The organism is Goekera deserti (genome assembly GCF_010685995.1).
GTDB lineage: Bacteria > Actinomycetota > Actinomycetes > Mycobacteriales > Geodermatophilaceae > Goekera > Goekera deserti.
This window is the reverse complement of the sequence record NZ_JAAGWK010000020.1, coordinates 1-14163: the sequence shown is the minus strand read 5'-3', so window position 1 is coordinate 14163 and position 14163 is coordinate 1. Positions and strand designations below refer to the sequence as shown.

9 protein-coding genes and 1 pseudogene are annotated in these 14163 nt (G+C 72.4%); 7 read left to right on the top strand and 3 right to left on the bottom strand.

Annotation, left to right across the window (positions count from 1 at the left end):
* Positions 1 to 19 precede the first annotated feature (19 nt).
* Together G1H19_RS13780 and G1H19_RS23280 are read left to right on the top strand one after the other, a co-directional pair.
* Positions 20 to 1054, top strand: coding sequence for a glycosyltransferase (locus G1H19_RS13780; RefSeq protein WP_162392901.1), 1035 nt, complete (start codon positions 20 to 22; stop codon positions 1052 to 1054).
* Between the two features lie 86 nt (positions 1055 to 1140).
* Positions 1141 to 1947 (top strand): annotated as a pseudogene (locus tag G1H19_RS23280) (oligosaccharide flippase family protein); the annotation flags it as partial.
* Positions 1948 to 2328: 381 nt separating this feature from the next.
* Here the strand turns inward: G1H19_RS23280 and G1H19_RS13770 are convergent.
* The gene (locus G1H19_RS13770; protein WP_152729395.1) at positions 2329 to 3702 is read right to left on the bottom strand and encodes an oligosaccharide flippase family protein; all 1374 of its coding nucleotides are present in this window, start codon (positions 3700 to 3702) and stop codon (positions 2329 to 2331) included.
* Positions 3703 to 3952: 250 nt separating this feature from the next.
* On the opposite strand from G1H19_RS13770, the gene G1H19_RS13765 reads away from it, so the two are divergent.
* A complete protein-coding gene (locus G1H19_RS13765; protein WP_162392902.1) occupies positions 3953 to 5293 on the top strand; it encodes a Wzz/FepE/Etk N-terminal domain-containing protein in 1341 nt (446 codons plus the stop codon).
* Here the strand turns inward: G1H19_RS13765 and G1H19_RS13760 are convergent.
* The gene (locus G1H19_RS13760) at positions 5216 to 6682 is read right to left on the bottom strand and encodes a hypothetical protein (RefSeq protein ID WP_152729399.1); all 1467 of its coding nucleotides are present in this window, start codon (positions 6680 to 6682) and stop codon (positions 5216 to 5218) included. The two genes, G1H19_RS13765 and G1H19_RS13760, sit on opposite strands and share 78 nt — an antisense overlap.
* A 132-nt stretch (positions 6683 to 6814) precedes the next feature.
* On the opposite strand from G1H19_RS13760, the gene G1H19_RS13755 reads away from it, so the two are divergent.
* The 4 genes from G1H19_RS13755 (at position 6815) to G1H19_RS13740 (ending at position 12508) form a co-directional block, all read left to right on the top strand.
* Positions 6815 to 8908, top strand: coding sequence for a glycoside hydrolase family 16 protein (locus G1H19_RS13755; RefSeq protein ID WP_152729401.1), 2094 nt, complete (start codon positions 6815 to 6817; stop codon positions 8906 to 8908).
* Between the two features lie 261 nt (positions 8909 to 9169).
* Complete coding sequence (locus tag G1H19_RS13750) at positions 9170 to 10696, top strand: sugar transferase (protein ID WP_152729403.1); 1527 nt, start codon at positions 9170 to 9172, stop codon at positions 10694 to 10696.
* Positions 10697 to 11345: 649 nt separating this feature from the next.
* A complete protein-coding gene (locus tag G1H19_RS13745) occupies positions 11346 to 12251 on the top strand; it encodes an LCP family protein (RefSeq protein WP_152729405.1) in 906 nt (301 codons plus the stop codon).
* Between the two features lie 5 nt (positions 12252 to 12256).
* Positions 12257 to 12508 carry a hypothetical protein gene (locus G1H19_RS13740; protein WP_152729407.1) on the top strand — a complete coding sequence of 84 codons (252 nt, stop codon included), beginning with the start codon at positions 12257 to 12259 and terminating at the stop codon, positions 12506 to 12508.
* On the opposite strand, the gene G1H19_RS13735 is transcribed toward G1H19_RS13740, so the two are convergent.
* The gene (locus tag G1H19_RS13735) at positions 12486 to 13778 is read right to left on the bottom strand and encodes a glycosyltransferase family 4 protein (RefSeq protein ID WP_162392903.1); all 1293 of its coding nucleotides are present in this window, start codon (positions 13776 to 13778) and stop codon (positions 12486 to 12488) included. The genes G1H19_RS13740 and G1H19_RS13735 overlap by 23 nt on opposite strands.
* Between the last annotated feature and the right edge of the window lie 385 nt (positions 13779 to 14163).

Genomic DNA, 14163 nt, shown 5'->3' with positions numbered 1-14163 from the left:
GTCCCGGGGGGAGGAACGCATGTCGGACATATCGGTCGTCATGGGCACGTACAACGGTGCCCGGTACGTCAGGGAACAGCTGGAGAGCATCGGGCGGCAGACGGTCACCCCGTGTGAGCTGATCGTCGCCGACGACGGCTCCCGGGACGAGACGCTGGAGATCGTCGCCCAGTTCGGCAGGGACGCACCGTTCCCGGTGCGGGTCGGTGTGAACCCGACCAGTCTCGGCTTCTCCGAGAACTTCCTGCGGGCCACGCGGCGTGCCGCGGGCGCCTACGTGGCCTTCGCCGACCAGGACGACCGGTGGGCTCCCCGGAAGCTCGAGCTCACCCGGGCCGCCATCGACGAGCACGGCGCCGACCTGTGCACGCACCAGGTGAACCTCATGGACGCGACCGGTCAGCTGATCGGTCACGACGACCAGACCATCACCCGGACCCAGCTGCTGCCGCCCGGCGTCGGTGACCCCTGGGGCAAGTTCTTCGGCTTCACGATGCTCTTCCGCCGGACGCTGCTGGACCTGCTGCCCGAGGACCGGAGGGGCCCCGACCTCTTCGATCCGCAGACCCTGCTCTCGCACGACCGATGGGTGTACTTCCTGGCGTCCAACTTCGGCAGGATCTGCATGCTCGACGAGCGGCTGGCCGACTACCGCCAGCACCCGGCCCAGCTCTACGGCGCCCGCAGGGACAGCCTGGGGCAACGAGTCCGGGTCAAGCTGGCGGAGGGACCGGACCGCCTGCAGGCGATGGTCGTGATGACCCGGCAGCGGTCGGAGCTGCTCGCCGGGTTCGAGGCGGCAGGTGGCGATGCACGGTTCCGTGCCGTCGCCGGCCGGTACCGGCGGCTGGCAGAGCTGACCGAGATGCGCAACGACGTGTTCCAGGCCCGCCGGCGGTCCGCCCGAGCGGCCGTGCTGGCGCGCAACATCCGTGCCGGGGTCTACCGGTCGCCTCGGCGCGGCGGCCTGGGTCCCGAGCGCATGGTCGAGGACCTGGTCATGGGTGTCCGCGCCTCGACCGTCGTGCCCGTCGACCGAGAACCGGGCTCGTGACGTCCCGCGACGACGCGGCGGTCGACGCCCCGACCGAGGCGCCACCGGACCCGGACCGGGCGCCGTTGCGCCGGGCCGTGCTGCTGATGACGTTCGCCAGCTTCTTCGTCCCGTTCGGCGGGCTGCTGAGCTCCCCCCTCCTCGCGCAGGGGCTCGGGGTCGCGGGCCGGGGCGAGGTGGCCGCAGCGCTGGCGCCGGGGGCCCTGCTGGTCAGCGTGGCCACCCTCGGACTGCCCGAGGCCCTGACGTACCACATCGCCAAGCGCCCGGAGCACACGCGGTCCGCGGTGGCCTGGGCGTCGGCCATCTCCCTGGCCTTCGGCGCCGTGTGCCTCCTCGTCGTCGTCCCGGCGCTGCCGTTCCTGAGCGCCGGGGACCCGGCGCTGGGCCGGTTGGTCCTGCTGGGCTCCGCGCTCGCGCTGCCCGCCATGCTGGTCAACGTCCTGCGCGGTGCCGCCCAGGGCCGGCAGATGTGGGGGGCGGTGGCAGCCGAACGACTGATCAGCGTCGTGGTCCGCCTGCTCGCCCTGCTGGTGCTGTTCCTGGTCGGGGGCCTCACCGCCTTCAGCGCAGTGGTGGTCTCCTCGCTGGCCCTGGTGGTGTGCGGGATCTCCTACGTCCGCCTGCTCGGCCGGCCTCCCCGGGCGCCGACCGGTGGGCCGACGTCGGCGACCATGGCCGGCTGGCTGCTCTCGTTCGGCGTGCGGGTCTGGATGGGCGCGGCCGCCAGCATGTTGCTGGCCCGCACCGGGCAGCTGCTCGTCGCGCCGCTGTCCGACGTGGAGCAACTCGGCCTGTTCGTCGTGGCGGTCACCGTCTCCGACGTCCCCCTGATCGTGAGTCTGGCTGTTCGGGACGCGCTGTTCGGGGTGAACAGCAAGACGCAGGACGCCGAGCAGCTCGTGGTCACCGCGCGCGCCACCTGGCTGCTCGCCGCCATCGGCTCGCTGCTGCTCGGGGCGACCCTGCCGCTGTGGATCGGGCCGCTCTTCGGCGCCGGGTTCACCGACGCGATCCTGCCCACCCTGGTCCTGACCGCCGGCTCCGTGGTCTGCGTGCCGGGCATCCTGGCCTCGGCCGGCCTCGGGGCCTGGGGGCGCCCGGGGCTGCGCAGCGCCGGTCTCGCCGTCACGCTGGCGGTGAACCTGCCCCTGCTGGTCGTCCTGGTCCCGCTCGGCGGCGCGGTGGGGGCGGCTGTCGCCAGCTTCCTGAGCAACGTCGTCTTCAGCGTCTACATGACCCGGTGCGCCGCGCGGGTGATGCAGGTGCGCGGATCAGACTTCGTCGTCGTCCGCGGCTCCGACGTGGCGCTCCTGTGGCGAACGGGGCTCCGCCTGCTCGGCGGCATCCGGTCCAGGCTCCCCGGCCGCTCGTCGCCTCCCACGGAGGCGGCGCAGCGCCGGCCTGAGCTCTGACCGGACGAGGGCGACGTCCGCGCGGGTGGGCACCAGGAACGACAGCGCGGGCACCCTCAGCACCCGCGAGGTGGCGACGACGGCGTAGGTCGAGACCGCCAGGCCACTGATCAAGGCGGCCCAACCGGCGCCCATGGCCCCGTACGTGGGCACGAGCAGGAGGAACAGGGCGAGGTTCGTCAGCAGCGCGACGACGAGGCCGAGGCTGCGCAACCCGGGCCGGCCCCAGGCGCTGAGCCCGGCGCCGGCGATGAGCCCGGGCACGTTGACCACGGCGGCCGCCAGCAGGATGACGGTGACCGGTGCGGCAGAGGCGAACTCCCGGCCGAAGAGCACGCCGATCCAGCTGGGCAGGGTCACAGCCAGCACGGCCGAGCCGACCAGGCAGACCAGGGTGGCGGCGCGCGAGGTGCGGGCGAGCCGTTCGGCGTCCGCGGAGTGGCTGTCCACCCCGAACATGACGTCGCGGATGGCCGTCGCGACGATGAACGGGACGTCGGAGATCGTGATCGCCACGACCAGCAACCCCAACTGCTCGACGTTCGACAACGGGGTGACCAGCAGCTGGCTGAGCCGCCCGGTGAGGATGCTGGCCACCGACCCCAACCAGATGCGCGACCCGAAGCTCATCAGCTGGCGCTCGACCCGCTCCTGTCGTCCTCCCGTCGCCGGCGGCTGCGGGCTCGGGGTGAACAGTCGCCAGTAGGCGACCCCGGCCACGAGCGGCGCGACACACATCACCAGGACGGCGCGCTCGACCGTCAGTGCTCCGAGAGCGGCGAGGACGGCGATGCCGGTGAGGCGCAGGACGGAGTTCACGACCCGTTCGGCCGCCACCGCGCGCCACATCTGTCTCCCCGACGCGGCTCCCCGGAGCAGGTTGACCAGCAGGGTGGGGACGGCGAACGCCGTACCCAGGATCACCAGGTCGGCCAGGTCTGCGTTGCCGCCGGACAGGTAGTCGGACAGGAAGAAGGTGCCGACCAGGCAGAGCAGCCCCACGAGTGCGCTGATCACCGCGGTGAAGAGCAGCGCGCGAGCGGTGACCTGCGGTCGTCTGGCAAGGTGGTAGGTGAGTGCTTCCGGCAACCCGAGCGTCGCCACGGCCACCACCAGTGCGTTCGGTGCCATGGCTGCGGCGGCCTCGCCCCGCCCGGCCACCCCCAGTGCCTGGGCCAGGATCGGCGCCGTGAACACACCGACGACGGGGACGAGCAGGCTGGTGCCCGCCATGAGACCGAGCGTGGACCGGAAGGACGGAGCTCCTGGCAAGCTCGTCCTCCCCGCTGTCGGCGGCGTCCGTCGGTCAGGACGCGCAGAGGGGATACTCGCACCTGGCCGGCCACTGTCGGCTCATAGTGAGGCGAATGACTCCTGGGACACCGGGTGGTCTCCCTAGGATCGGCCCAGCTCGGTGTCCTCCTCCAGTTCGCCGGGACCCTGACAGGGCGCCTCGCCCACGAACCCGTGACTGGAGCAACCCGTGCTGCTGCATGACTACCTGCGCATCCTCCGGCGCGGCTGGTGGATCATCGCGGGCCTTGCGATCCTGGGGGCGGCAGCAGGCTACGGGCTGTCGACGCTGGTGACGCCCACCTACGCGGCCCGGGCCACGGTGGTCGTCTCGACGCTGGGTGCGGCGACGCCGGCGGACCTCCAGCAGGGCAACGTGTTCGCCATGCAGCGGGCGTCGACCTACGCGCAGCTCGCGACCTCCGCCGCGGTGCTCGACCGGGTCGCGGACGACCTGGGGGGCGACGTGGACGTGGACGACCTGCGGGCACAGGTCACCGCAGCCGCCCGCGAGGAGACGGCGATCATCGACGTCTTCGTGAACGGCGAGGACCCGGACGTCGCAGCGGACGTCGCCAACGCGGTGGCCACGACCCTGGCCCAGGAGGCAGGGCAGCTGGACGCGCCGGGGGCGGGGACGTCGCCCGTGCAGATCAGCCTGATCGAGCCCGCGGTGGCACCCGAGGTCGCCGTGTCACCGCAGCCGCGCAGCAACACTCTCATCGGCCTGCTGCTCGGAGCGCTGGTCGGCATCGTGGTCCTCGTCGTCCGCAACGCCGTGGACACCCGGATCAGGACCCTGGGTGACCTGCCGGACACCCCGGGACTGGCCACCCTGACCTCGATCCCGCTGGCGCGCACCCGGGGTGGTCGGCCCGGCAGCGGCACCGACGGCCGGGTGGAGGCGTTCCGCACCCTGCGGGCCAACCTGCAGTTCGGGTCGCAGATCGGCGGCGCCCTGGCGGTCGCCCCGGTCACGGCGGACAGCAAGGCCCTGTCCATCGCCACCGAGCTGGCCTCGGCGCTCGGTGAGATCGGTTACCGGGTGCTGGTGCTGGACGTCGACTTCCGGGCCCGCGAACCCCGCGCCAAGGGCAGGCGGCACGCTGACGACGCGGAGGCGCTGGGCGTCGCCGATGTGCTGGCCGGGTCGGTCGGCGCGGCAGAGGCGACCCGACCGGGGTCGTCCGACAACGTGTTCCACCTCGGCGCGGGCCGGCTGGTCGACGGGTCCGCACAGCTGCTGAGCACGTCCAAGATGTCCGAGCTGCTCGCCGAGGCGAAGGACGCCTACGACCACGTGCTCATCGCCTGTCCGCCGCTGGTCGAGCGGTCGGAGGCCTCGGTCATCTGCACCATGGCCGACAGCACGCTGGTGGTCGTGCAGGCCGGGGCCACCACGCGATCGTCGTTCCTGTTCGGGCTGGAGCTGCTCGCCGGTGTCCGCGTCGCGTCAGCGAGCGTGGCGGTGGACAACGTCCGGGGGATCGACGTGACGGCCGGCCGCTGGCAGTCGCTCACGACCGACTGACCAGCCCGCCGGCCCGGCTCCGAGACGGTCGTCCTGGCCGGTGCGCAGTGTCGGCTGCCGGACGCGGGGGCCGGGAGCGCCAGCGGTGCCCGGTCGATCGGCACGCAGGCGGGCGGCCCGGGCCAGCAGCCCCAGGGAGATCCACAGGATGCCGCTGGTGTCGGCGAGGTCCGGGCCGGCCAGCACCTTGGTGAGCAGCAACGCCACGAGGGCCCAGATGACCGGGCGGTAGGCGTCGACCCTGCTCGCCCGCCAGATCAGCGTGCCCACGGCGAGCACGAACAGCAGCGTGCCGAGGACGCCCGTGGTGCTCAGCAGTGCGGCCACGAAGGAGGACGGCCGGTGGGCGCCCAGCCCCACCCCCAGGCCGTAGGTCTCGCGCACGATCTCGTAGGAGCGCGCATCGGCCCCGGACCGCTCGTCGTAGGAGCTGGACCCGACCTTGTCGTTGATCGCCGTGGTGATGAAGCCGGCCACGATCGGCAGCAGGTAGGCACCCGCCATGGTGATCAGGCAGCCCAGCGTCACGGTGAGTGCGCTCACCCTGCCCGCCCGCAGCACGATGCGGACCGCAGCGCTGCCGGCGGCCAGGCCGAGCAGCAGCAGGCCGGCGACGATGAAGGTGGTCGACGTCGACAGCACCGCCATCACCGCCGCGATGACGGCCATGGCGATGGCCCCGACCCGGTGCCACCCGTGTACCCGGACGGCCCGCGAGGACATGTAGGCGATGGTGACGAGCGAGGAGCCGGCGAGCCCGGCGGGTTCGGACAGGATCCCGCGGAAGCGCACCTGGCCCCCGGGGGCGGCGTCGACGAAGGAGAAGGCCGGCGAGTTGTCGAAGAAGAACTCCGGGAAGGGCAGGCCGCCGAGCTGGGAGAGCAGCTTGCCGAAGCTGAGCAGCGTCACCACGCCGGTGACGACCCCGATCACCTGGGGCGTGGCGCCCGGTGAGCGCGCCAGGAAGAGCACGACCGCCACCCCGAGGAGCAGGTACACGATCTGGGCGATGTTGGAGGTGCTGACCACGCCGGGGGTCAGCCTCGCCACCGACCCGTCCGGCGCGAGCACCCGGATCCCGGGGAACAGCAGGGGTGCCAGGAGCGTGACGCTGATGGAGGTGGCCGTGAACAGCAGCAGGGCCACCACGCCCGGCGTGGGGGGCCCGGCGGTCCGCTCACCGCGCCTGGTCCGGCGCAACAGCCGCACGAAGAGCCCGATGGGCACCCCGAGGGCCACGGCGTAGAACGTCGGGACGGCGGTGTCGCCGGCGACCAGGGCCGCGCCGACGGGTGTCCCGCCGCCCAGCGCCAGCGCAGTCGGGTAGCGGTTCGTGGCGCAGGTACCGTAGATGACGACCGCGAGAGTGATCAGTGTCAACGTCGTCATGTCACGTCCAAGCGGGCGCCTCGGGATCTGCGGCCTGGAACGGGTCGAGGCCGTGCGGGGTGCTGCGTCAGCCGACCTTAAGCCTGGCGGGTCGTCGCCCTGCCAGGTCCGACCAGCGGACGGGACATCACCATGACCCCCAGCAGGATCCTCCTCGCCGCGGCCGTCGTGGTGGTCTCGGTCGTGGGCGGCGCTGTGGTGTACGTCGCCACCCGCAGCGACGCTGCCGTCGTGACCGCCACGTCGACCGCCACGGGGTACTCCGCCGGCGACCTCACCGACGCGTCGGTGGGCGGGGACGGCTCCCGCCCCGAGGTCGCCTGGCGCAGCGCCGGTGAGACGACGGGCGTCGCGCTGACCATGACGTGGGACGAGCCCACCACGGTGGACCGCGTCCGGTTGGTGGGCTCCGGGGTCGCCGACACGTCGATGACGTCGGCCACGCTGACGTTCTCCGACGGCAGCTCGCTGCTGCTGTCGCCGGACGAGCGTGGCGACGTCTCCGTCGACTTCACGCCCCGGTCGACCAGCTCGGCCGTGCTGCGCGTCGCCGGCGCGCCCGAGGGTGCCCGCGAGGTCGCGCTGGGCGCCTGGCGGATCGATGCCACCGGCGACGCGAGCGTGGCCCGCTGGGCCGACCGCGCGGCACAGCAGGTGGACGTCGACACCACGAGCGACCCGGACGCCGCGCAGGCGCTGGTCGACGGCGACCTGGCAGGCGGTGACGCCGGGGCCACGTGGACCGCGGCCACCGGGGACGACGAGCCGTCGATCGGGTTGCGCTGGGACAGCCCGCGCGAGCTGTCCAGCGTGGTCGTGCTGGGCGGGCTGCAGTCCGTCGTCGACCCGGGCTACACGGCCGCGGCGCCGCTTTTCGGGACGGTGGTCTTCGACGACGGCAGCCGGGTCGCCGTGACCGGCATCTCCGGTGCGGACGGCGAGGCGACGACCGTCGCCTTCACCCCCAGGGTCACCCGAGGTCTCACGCTCGAGCTCCGGCGCACGATCCCCGGCGCCACCCTCGGTGTCAGGGAGATCGCGGCGTACGACCGGGGCACGACGCCTCCTCGCTGGGGGTCGGCGGACGGGCCCACGTACGCGGTCGCCCCGCCGTCGCCCGCCGAGTGCGCTGCTGCACCCGCGGCTGCGGCGGACCTGGCGCTCGTCTGCCCGGAGACCGGCGCCCAGGTCGACGGTGACGCGGTGCTCACCGTCCAGACCGGAGCCGGTGTCGAGCTCACCGCCCGGACGTGGGTGCCCTTCACCGCCGATGGCGGCGCCGTCCACACGGTGGCCACGGCCACCGCCGGTGCGGACGGTCTGGCAGTCCTGCGCTTCTCGACCCGGGAACTGCCGCGCGGGCCGGTGACGGTGGAGATCCGGCGCGATGACGCGCCGGCGGACCGTGCACGCCTGCACGCCCAGCTGTTCAACACCGTCGGGGTGGACGTCGACCGGTCGGGTCACGCTCCGGCCGGGCTGACGTTGCAGTGGGACGAGGAGTTCACCGACCCGCTGTCGGTCTCGCAGAGCGGGGCGGGCAGCACCTACGCCGCGATCAAGCCGACCTACTGGGGCGGCACCGACTTCGGGGACGCCGTCTTCGCCGACCCGGCATGGGGCGAGGACACCCTGGCGACCCTCGACTCGGACTACCTGCGCATCCGGGCGGAGCCCATCGGCGCGCGGACGGACCCCTACGGCCAGGGCCGGCAGCACCTCGGCGGCCTGCTCTCGTCGATGCGGGTCGACGGGTCCGGCTTCACGGCGCAGTACGGGTACTTCGAGGCGCGCGTGCTGGGCGCCCCCGGTGTGGGGTCCTGGCCGGCGTTCTGGATGCTCGACTCCGAGAGCGCCACCAAGCGCACCACCGAGCAGGCCGAGGTCGACGCCTTCGAGCTCTACGGGCACGACACCTCGGCGAGCTGCCACTCCCTGATCAACTGGAACACCGAGCAGGACGACCCGTCGATCGGTTGCCTGACGCCCAACGGCGCGACGGACTGGGCGCTGTCCTGGCACACCTACGGCGTGCGGATCGTCCCCGGGGGGGCCGAGTACTTCATCGACGGCCGTCAGGTGGTCGAGTGGGACGGGCTGCTGAACAGCGAGCGGCCGTTCTACTTCATGCTGAACCTGGCCCTCGGTGGCGGCTGGCCGGTCGACCTGACCCCGACCAGCGGGGTGACGGACATGTACGTGGACTGGGTGCGCGCCTACACCTGAGAACGTCGGGTCCGCGGACTCTCCGTGGCCGTTCGTGCACCCATGTGGAATCCAGGCTCTCTCCTTGGCTGATGTCGTGGCCGGGGTCACGACGGCCGGCGTTCCCTGTGATGGACCTGACGGCTCCGGTGCCGAGAAAGGTCAGATCGTGGCTGGCCTGCCCGGCAGGTCTCCGTTACGTTCGGGGCGCCGGACGGACGACGAGGTTCCTGGCGTCCCGCTCTTCCGCTCCGGGCTCGTCGCCCGACAATGCACACGGGGATGGCTGCATTGGTCGCGACCACGACACGAGACAGCGGGCCTCGAACCCGCACGCTCACCCAACAGCGCTGGCGTTTCATCCCGGTTGCCAAGCTGCGCGGCGAGGGCACCGTTGCCCGCCGGGCCTGGCGGCCCGCCTACGTACGGCGGATCGTGGTGGCCGACGCGCTGTGCGCCCTGATCGCCGCGTTCGTCGGTTACGCGGCGCCGGTGGGGCACGGTGTCAGCGCCCGGTTCATGACGGCGACGGTGTTGATCATCGTGCTGCTGCCGCTCGTCTGGGTCGGTGCGATGCTCGTCGGCCGCACCTACGAGCAGCGCTTCCTCTGGCTCGGCGCCGAGGAGTTCCGCCGGGTGTTCTCCGCCGCCGTGTTCCTGCTGGCGGCGCTGGCAACGGTGAGCTGGGGCCTGAAGGTGGAGGTGGCGCGCGGCTTCGTCGTCGTGGCGCTGCCGCTGGCCACCCTGCTGACGCTGGTGCAGCGGTACCTGCAGCGGGCTTGGCTGCACCGGGAGCGCCGGCACGGCCACTTCCAGCAGACCGCCATCATCGTCGGGCACCGGGCCGGCGTCGTCGCGATGCACGCCCAGATGGAGCGGGAGGCCTACCACGGCTACCGCGTGATCGGCTGCTGCATCCCGCCGCACGTGCGCGGCAAGGACGAGCTGGTCTTCGACGAGCTGCCGGTGCTCGGCGACCTGGACGACGTGGTCTCCGTGGTCCAGCGCTACGAGGTGGACACCGTCGCGGTGCTCCCGTCGCCCGAGCTGGACGGTGCGGCACTGCGGCGCCTGGGCTGGGAGCTGGAGGACACCCGCGCCGAGCTGCTGCTCGCGCCTGCCGTCACCGAGGTCGCCGGCCCGCGGGTCTACATCCGCCCGGTCAGTGGCCTGCCGCTGATGCACGTGGAGCGCCCGGAGCTCAAGGGCATCCGGCGGGTCACCAAGGAGGCCTTCGACCGCACCGCTGCGGCGGTGGGTCTGCTGCTGCTGCTGCCGGTGCTGCTCACCGTGGCGGTGGCCATCAAGACCACCAGCCGCGGGCCGGTGTTCTACCGGCACGAGCGGGTGGGGAAGGGCGAGTCGCCGTTCCACGTGCTGAAGTTCCGCACGATGGTCCCTGGTGCCGATCGTGCCGTGGACACGTTGATGGCGTCCAACGAGGGCAACGACGTGCAGTTCAAGATGCGCAGCGATCCCCGGGTGACCCGGGTGGGCACGGTGCTGCGCCGGTACTCGATCGACGAGCTGCCGCAGCTGATCAACGTGCTGCGCGGCGACATGTCACTGGTCGGTCCCCGGCCGCACGTCACCCGCGAGGTCGAGCAGTACGGCTACGACATGCGCCGTCGGCTGCTGGTCAAGCCGGGCATGACCGGGCTGTGGCAGGTCAGCGGCCGGTCGGACCTGTCCTGGGACGACTCGGTGCGGCTGGACGTGCGGTACGTGGAGAACTGGTCACTGACCTACGACCTGATGATCCTGTCGAAGACGGTCGGCGCGGTGTTCCGCGGCTCGGGCGCCTACTGACCTGCGATCTCCCGTGGCGCACCGGGGCGCGGGCGGCCCCGCCGGCTCGTGTGACAGGGATCGCCGTGCCGGCTGCCTGGGGCCCCGGCCATGACGCGGCATCCTGCCAGGGTGGGGGAGCGCAGAGTCCGGACCGTGGTGGGCCCGGTCGATGGCGCGTGCTCCATGTGCCGCGCCGCTGATCTGGTCGTCGTGGCCTCCCATGCCCGCCGGCGTGGTCTGGCGTGGCTGCGACCGGGGTGGGACCCTCAGCGCAGGGAGTACGTGGTCTGTCGGAGCTGTGGTGTGCGCACTCGTGTCGAGGACGTCGACGGCGTCCAGCACGGGATCTGACCTCGAGCAGGTACGCGGTGCTGTGATCTGCTCGCAGCAGGTAGCCCGTCGTCACCTGTTCGGGTGATGATGGGGCATCGTGAGCAGCCGAGACCCGCACGATCCCGCGCCGAGGACGCTGCGTTCCTCCGCGAAGAACGCGGCGGCTCCCCGTTCCGAGGCTGACGTCACCCGGGTGGGCCGGCATGCTGCCCCCGCCCACCCGGCGGACGGTGGCCAGCCGGGTGCCCCGGTACCTGCCGGCCGGCCCTCGATTGCCGTCGAGCGGGAGCCGGCCCCGACTCCGCGGCACCGCGCGGTGCCCGAGCGGAGCAGGGTGCGGAGTCTGGGCATCGCCGTGGCCGGGCTGCTCGTGGTCGCGCTGGGCGTGCTCATCGGTGGGGCGACGCTGAGCACCCAGCGGTTGGACGGGAACGTCAGCCGGGTGGAGTCGGCGTTCCCCACCCGGGATCGTCCCGCTCCGGCAGCGCGGGGGAGTCTGACGTTTCTGCTGGTGGGGGTGGAGCCCGTCGCCGGCGAGGACCGCCCGCTGGTCGATGCGGTGTCCCTGGTGCACGTCGGCTCGGACCTGACGCAGGCACAGGTGGTCGCCGTGCCGGTGGACACCTGGGTGACCGGTGAGGGCACGACGCTGTCGGCGAGCTTCCGGGACGGCGGCCCGGCGTCGCTGGTGGGTGCGGTGGAGACGTTGAGCGGTGTGCTGGTCGACCACTACGCGGAGGTGGACTTCGAGGGCTTCGCCGCCGTGGTCGACGACCTGGGCGGCATCGAGGTCGACGTGCCGCAGCCGTACGCGAACAGGGGGTTCGACTTCCCGGGTGGGCGGCAGCGGCTCGATGGCGCCGGCGCCCTGGCCTATGTGCGTGACGCGTCGCCCGAGGCCGGCGCCACGACCGCCGCCCGGCAGCAGGCGGTGCTCAGCGCCGTGTTCGACCGGGTGACGCAGCTCGGGGTGTTCAGCGACGTCGGCACCCTCACCGGCACGCTGGAGGCACTCACCCGCTCCGTGAGCGTCGACGACAGCCTCAGCGGCCCGGACCTGGTCGACCTGGCCTGGAGCATGCGGGACGTCGGGCCGCCGGCACAGCTGAGCGTCCCGATCTCCGGCACGGGCACCGAGGCCGGCGGCGCGGTGCAGTACGTGGACGTGGAGCGGGCGCCGCTGCTGTGGCGTTACCTGCGGGACGACGTCCTGGCGGACCACCTCGACGAGTTCCGCTGACCCCGATGGCGCGCCGCCGCCGGCTGTGGCTGACGATCCCGCTGTACGTCCTGCTGATCGGGGTGCTCGTCCTGGACGGGTGGGCGGCTGTCTTCTGGATGCGGGTCGGTGGGCAGCTGGGGATGCTCGTCGCAGGAGCGGCGGGCGTCGTCATCCTGGTCATCGGGGTGCTCCTGGTCACCGATGCCCGCCGACAGTGGCTGCTGGGGTCGCGCGACCGGGCGCACCGGGAGTTCAGCGAGCGACCTGCCTCGTGACGGCATCCAGTCGAGGCGCCTGGTCGCCCAGGTGGCAGGTGTCCATGACCTCGTTGGGGCTGATGCGCGCGGCGATGGCCTCCCCGGCGAGGTCGAGCACCCAGGCCTGGTGCCGTTCCATCGCGGAGAACTCGGTGAGGTGCTCGGCCGCGTATCGGCGCCCGTTGCCTCCCATCACCGCGGCGCGACGAGGCTCGGATACCAGCCACTCCACTGCGTCGAGGAGGGCGCCGGGATCGCCGGAGGCGACTCGCTTGCCGGCCTTGGACGCCGTGACCAGGGCAGCGGCCCCGCTCCGGGCGTCCGTCGCGGCCACGACCGGCCGGCCGGCCGCGAAGTAGGTGGTCAGCTTGCTGGGAACGGACATCTCGAGCACACCGGGCTTCTCGTGCAGCAGCAGGCAGTCGGCGGCGGCGAGCGCCGCCTCGAACATGCCGTTGGGCAGGGGCTGCATAAAGGTCACCCGGCCGACACCCTCCGCGTAGGTGGCCAGGTGTGCCGCTTGCGATCCGGTGCCGAGCAGCACCACGCGGACGGCGCTGCCGCGCTCGGTGGCCAGCCGGGCGACGTCGATGAGCCCCTCCAGGCCCTGCTTGACGCCCATGTTGCCGGCGTGGAGGGCGATGACCTCGTCCGGGCCCCAGCCGAGGTTGCGGCGGACGGCTTCCCGGTCGGTGGTCGAGGGCATCGTGACGTGGGTCCAGTTCGGCATCACGGTGATGCGGTTGGTCGGGATCCCCTGCGCGACGAGGCTGGCTCGGAAGACGTCGTGGATGACCGCGACGCTGTGTACCTGGCGGAGGAGGGCGCGCTCCAGTCGGGCAGTGGCGCGGGCGAGCCGGCCGCCGGCGAGCCCGGTCTCGGCGAGTGCCGCGCCGTAGAGGTCCTGGACGATCACGCCCACCCGGAAGCGCAGGAAGAACGCGAGAACGACGGCCGGGACGATGGACAGCAGCGCGGGGCTGACCACCACCACCGCGCTGGGCCGCAGCCGCAGGAGGCGCAGCCCGGCCCGCACCGAGAAGACGATCTCCATCCAGATGCGTGCCAGCCCCGTGGGGTTGCCAGGCACGGGGTGCTGCACGCGCACCACCTCCACGCCCTCGTCGACCTCCGGCGCGCGCGCGTCCTCGTAGCCGGGGTGCACGGCCCATTCGGGGTAGTGGGGGTGGCCCGTCACCGCCGTGACCTGCATCCCGCCGAGAGCGAGGTGGCGGGCGAAACCCGTCGTGTACGGGGCGATGCCGGTCGTCTCGGGCGCGAAGTTCAACCCCACGACCGCCACACGGTTCGACCGAGCCATGAACCTACGACGTTCGGCCATCGTTGCCCCCTATGGACGTCACTCGATCGAGCTACGGCGTCAACCTACTGTCACGGTTGGCGATCGAGACGTGCGGTTGCCCGGAGGGTTCCAGGCAAGTCCTCGGTCGTTCCCAGCTTCGACTGATACAAGCCACCTGGCATGAAGCCTGCGTTACCCGGAGATGACGCGTTGACCGCGGTGGCTGGGCATGTGGGCGGTTCTGAGCACTGAACCGCCCAGGGATGGATGGAGGTGCTGAAGCCAAAAGAGAGTGGACCAGTGCTAGCACCACGGCAGTACCCCGACGAGCTGCCTGAGCGGGCCCAGCGGCTCGTGCGTGAGGCTCGTG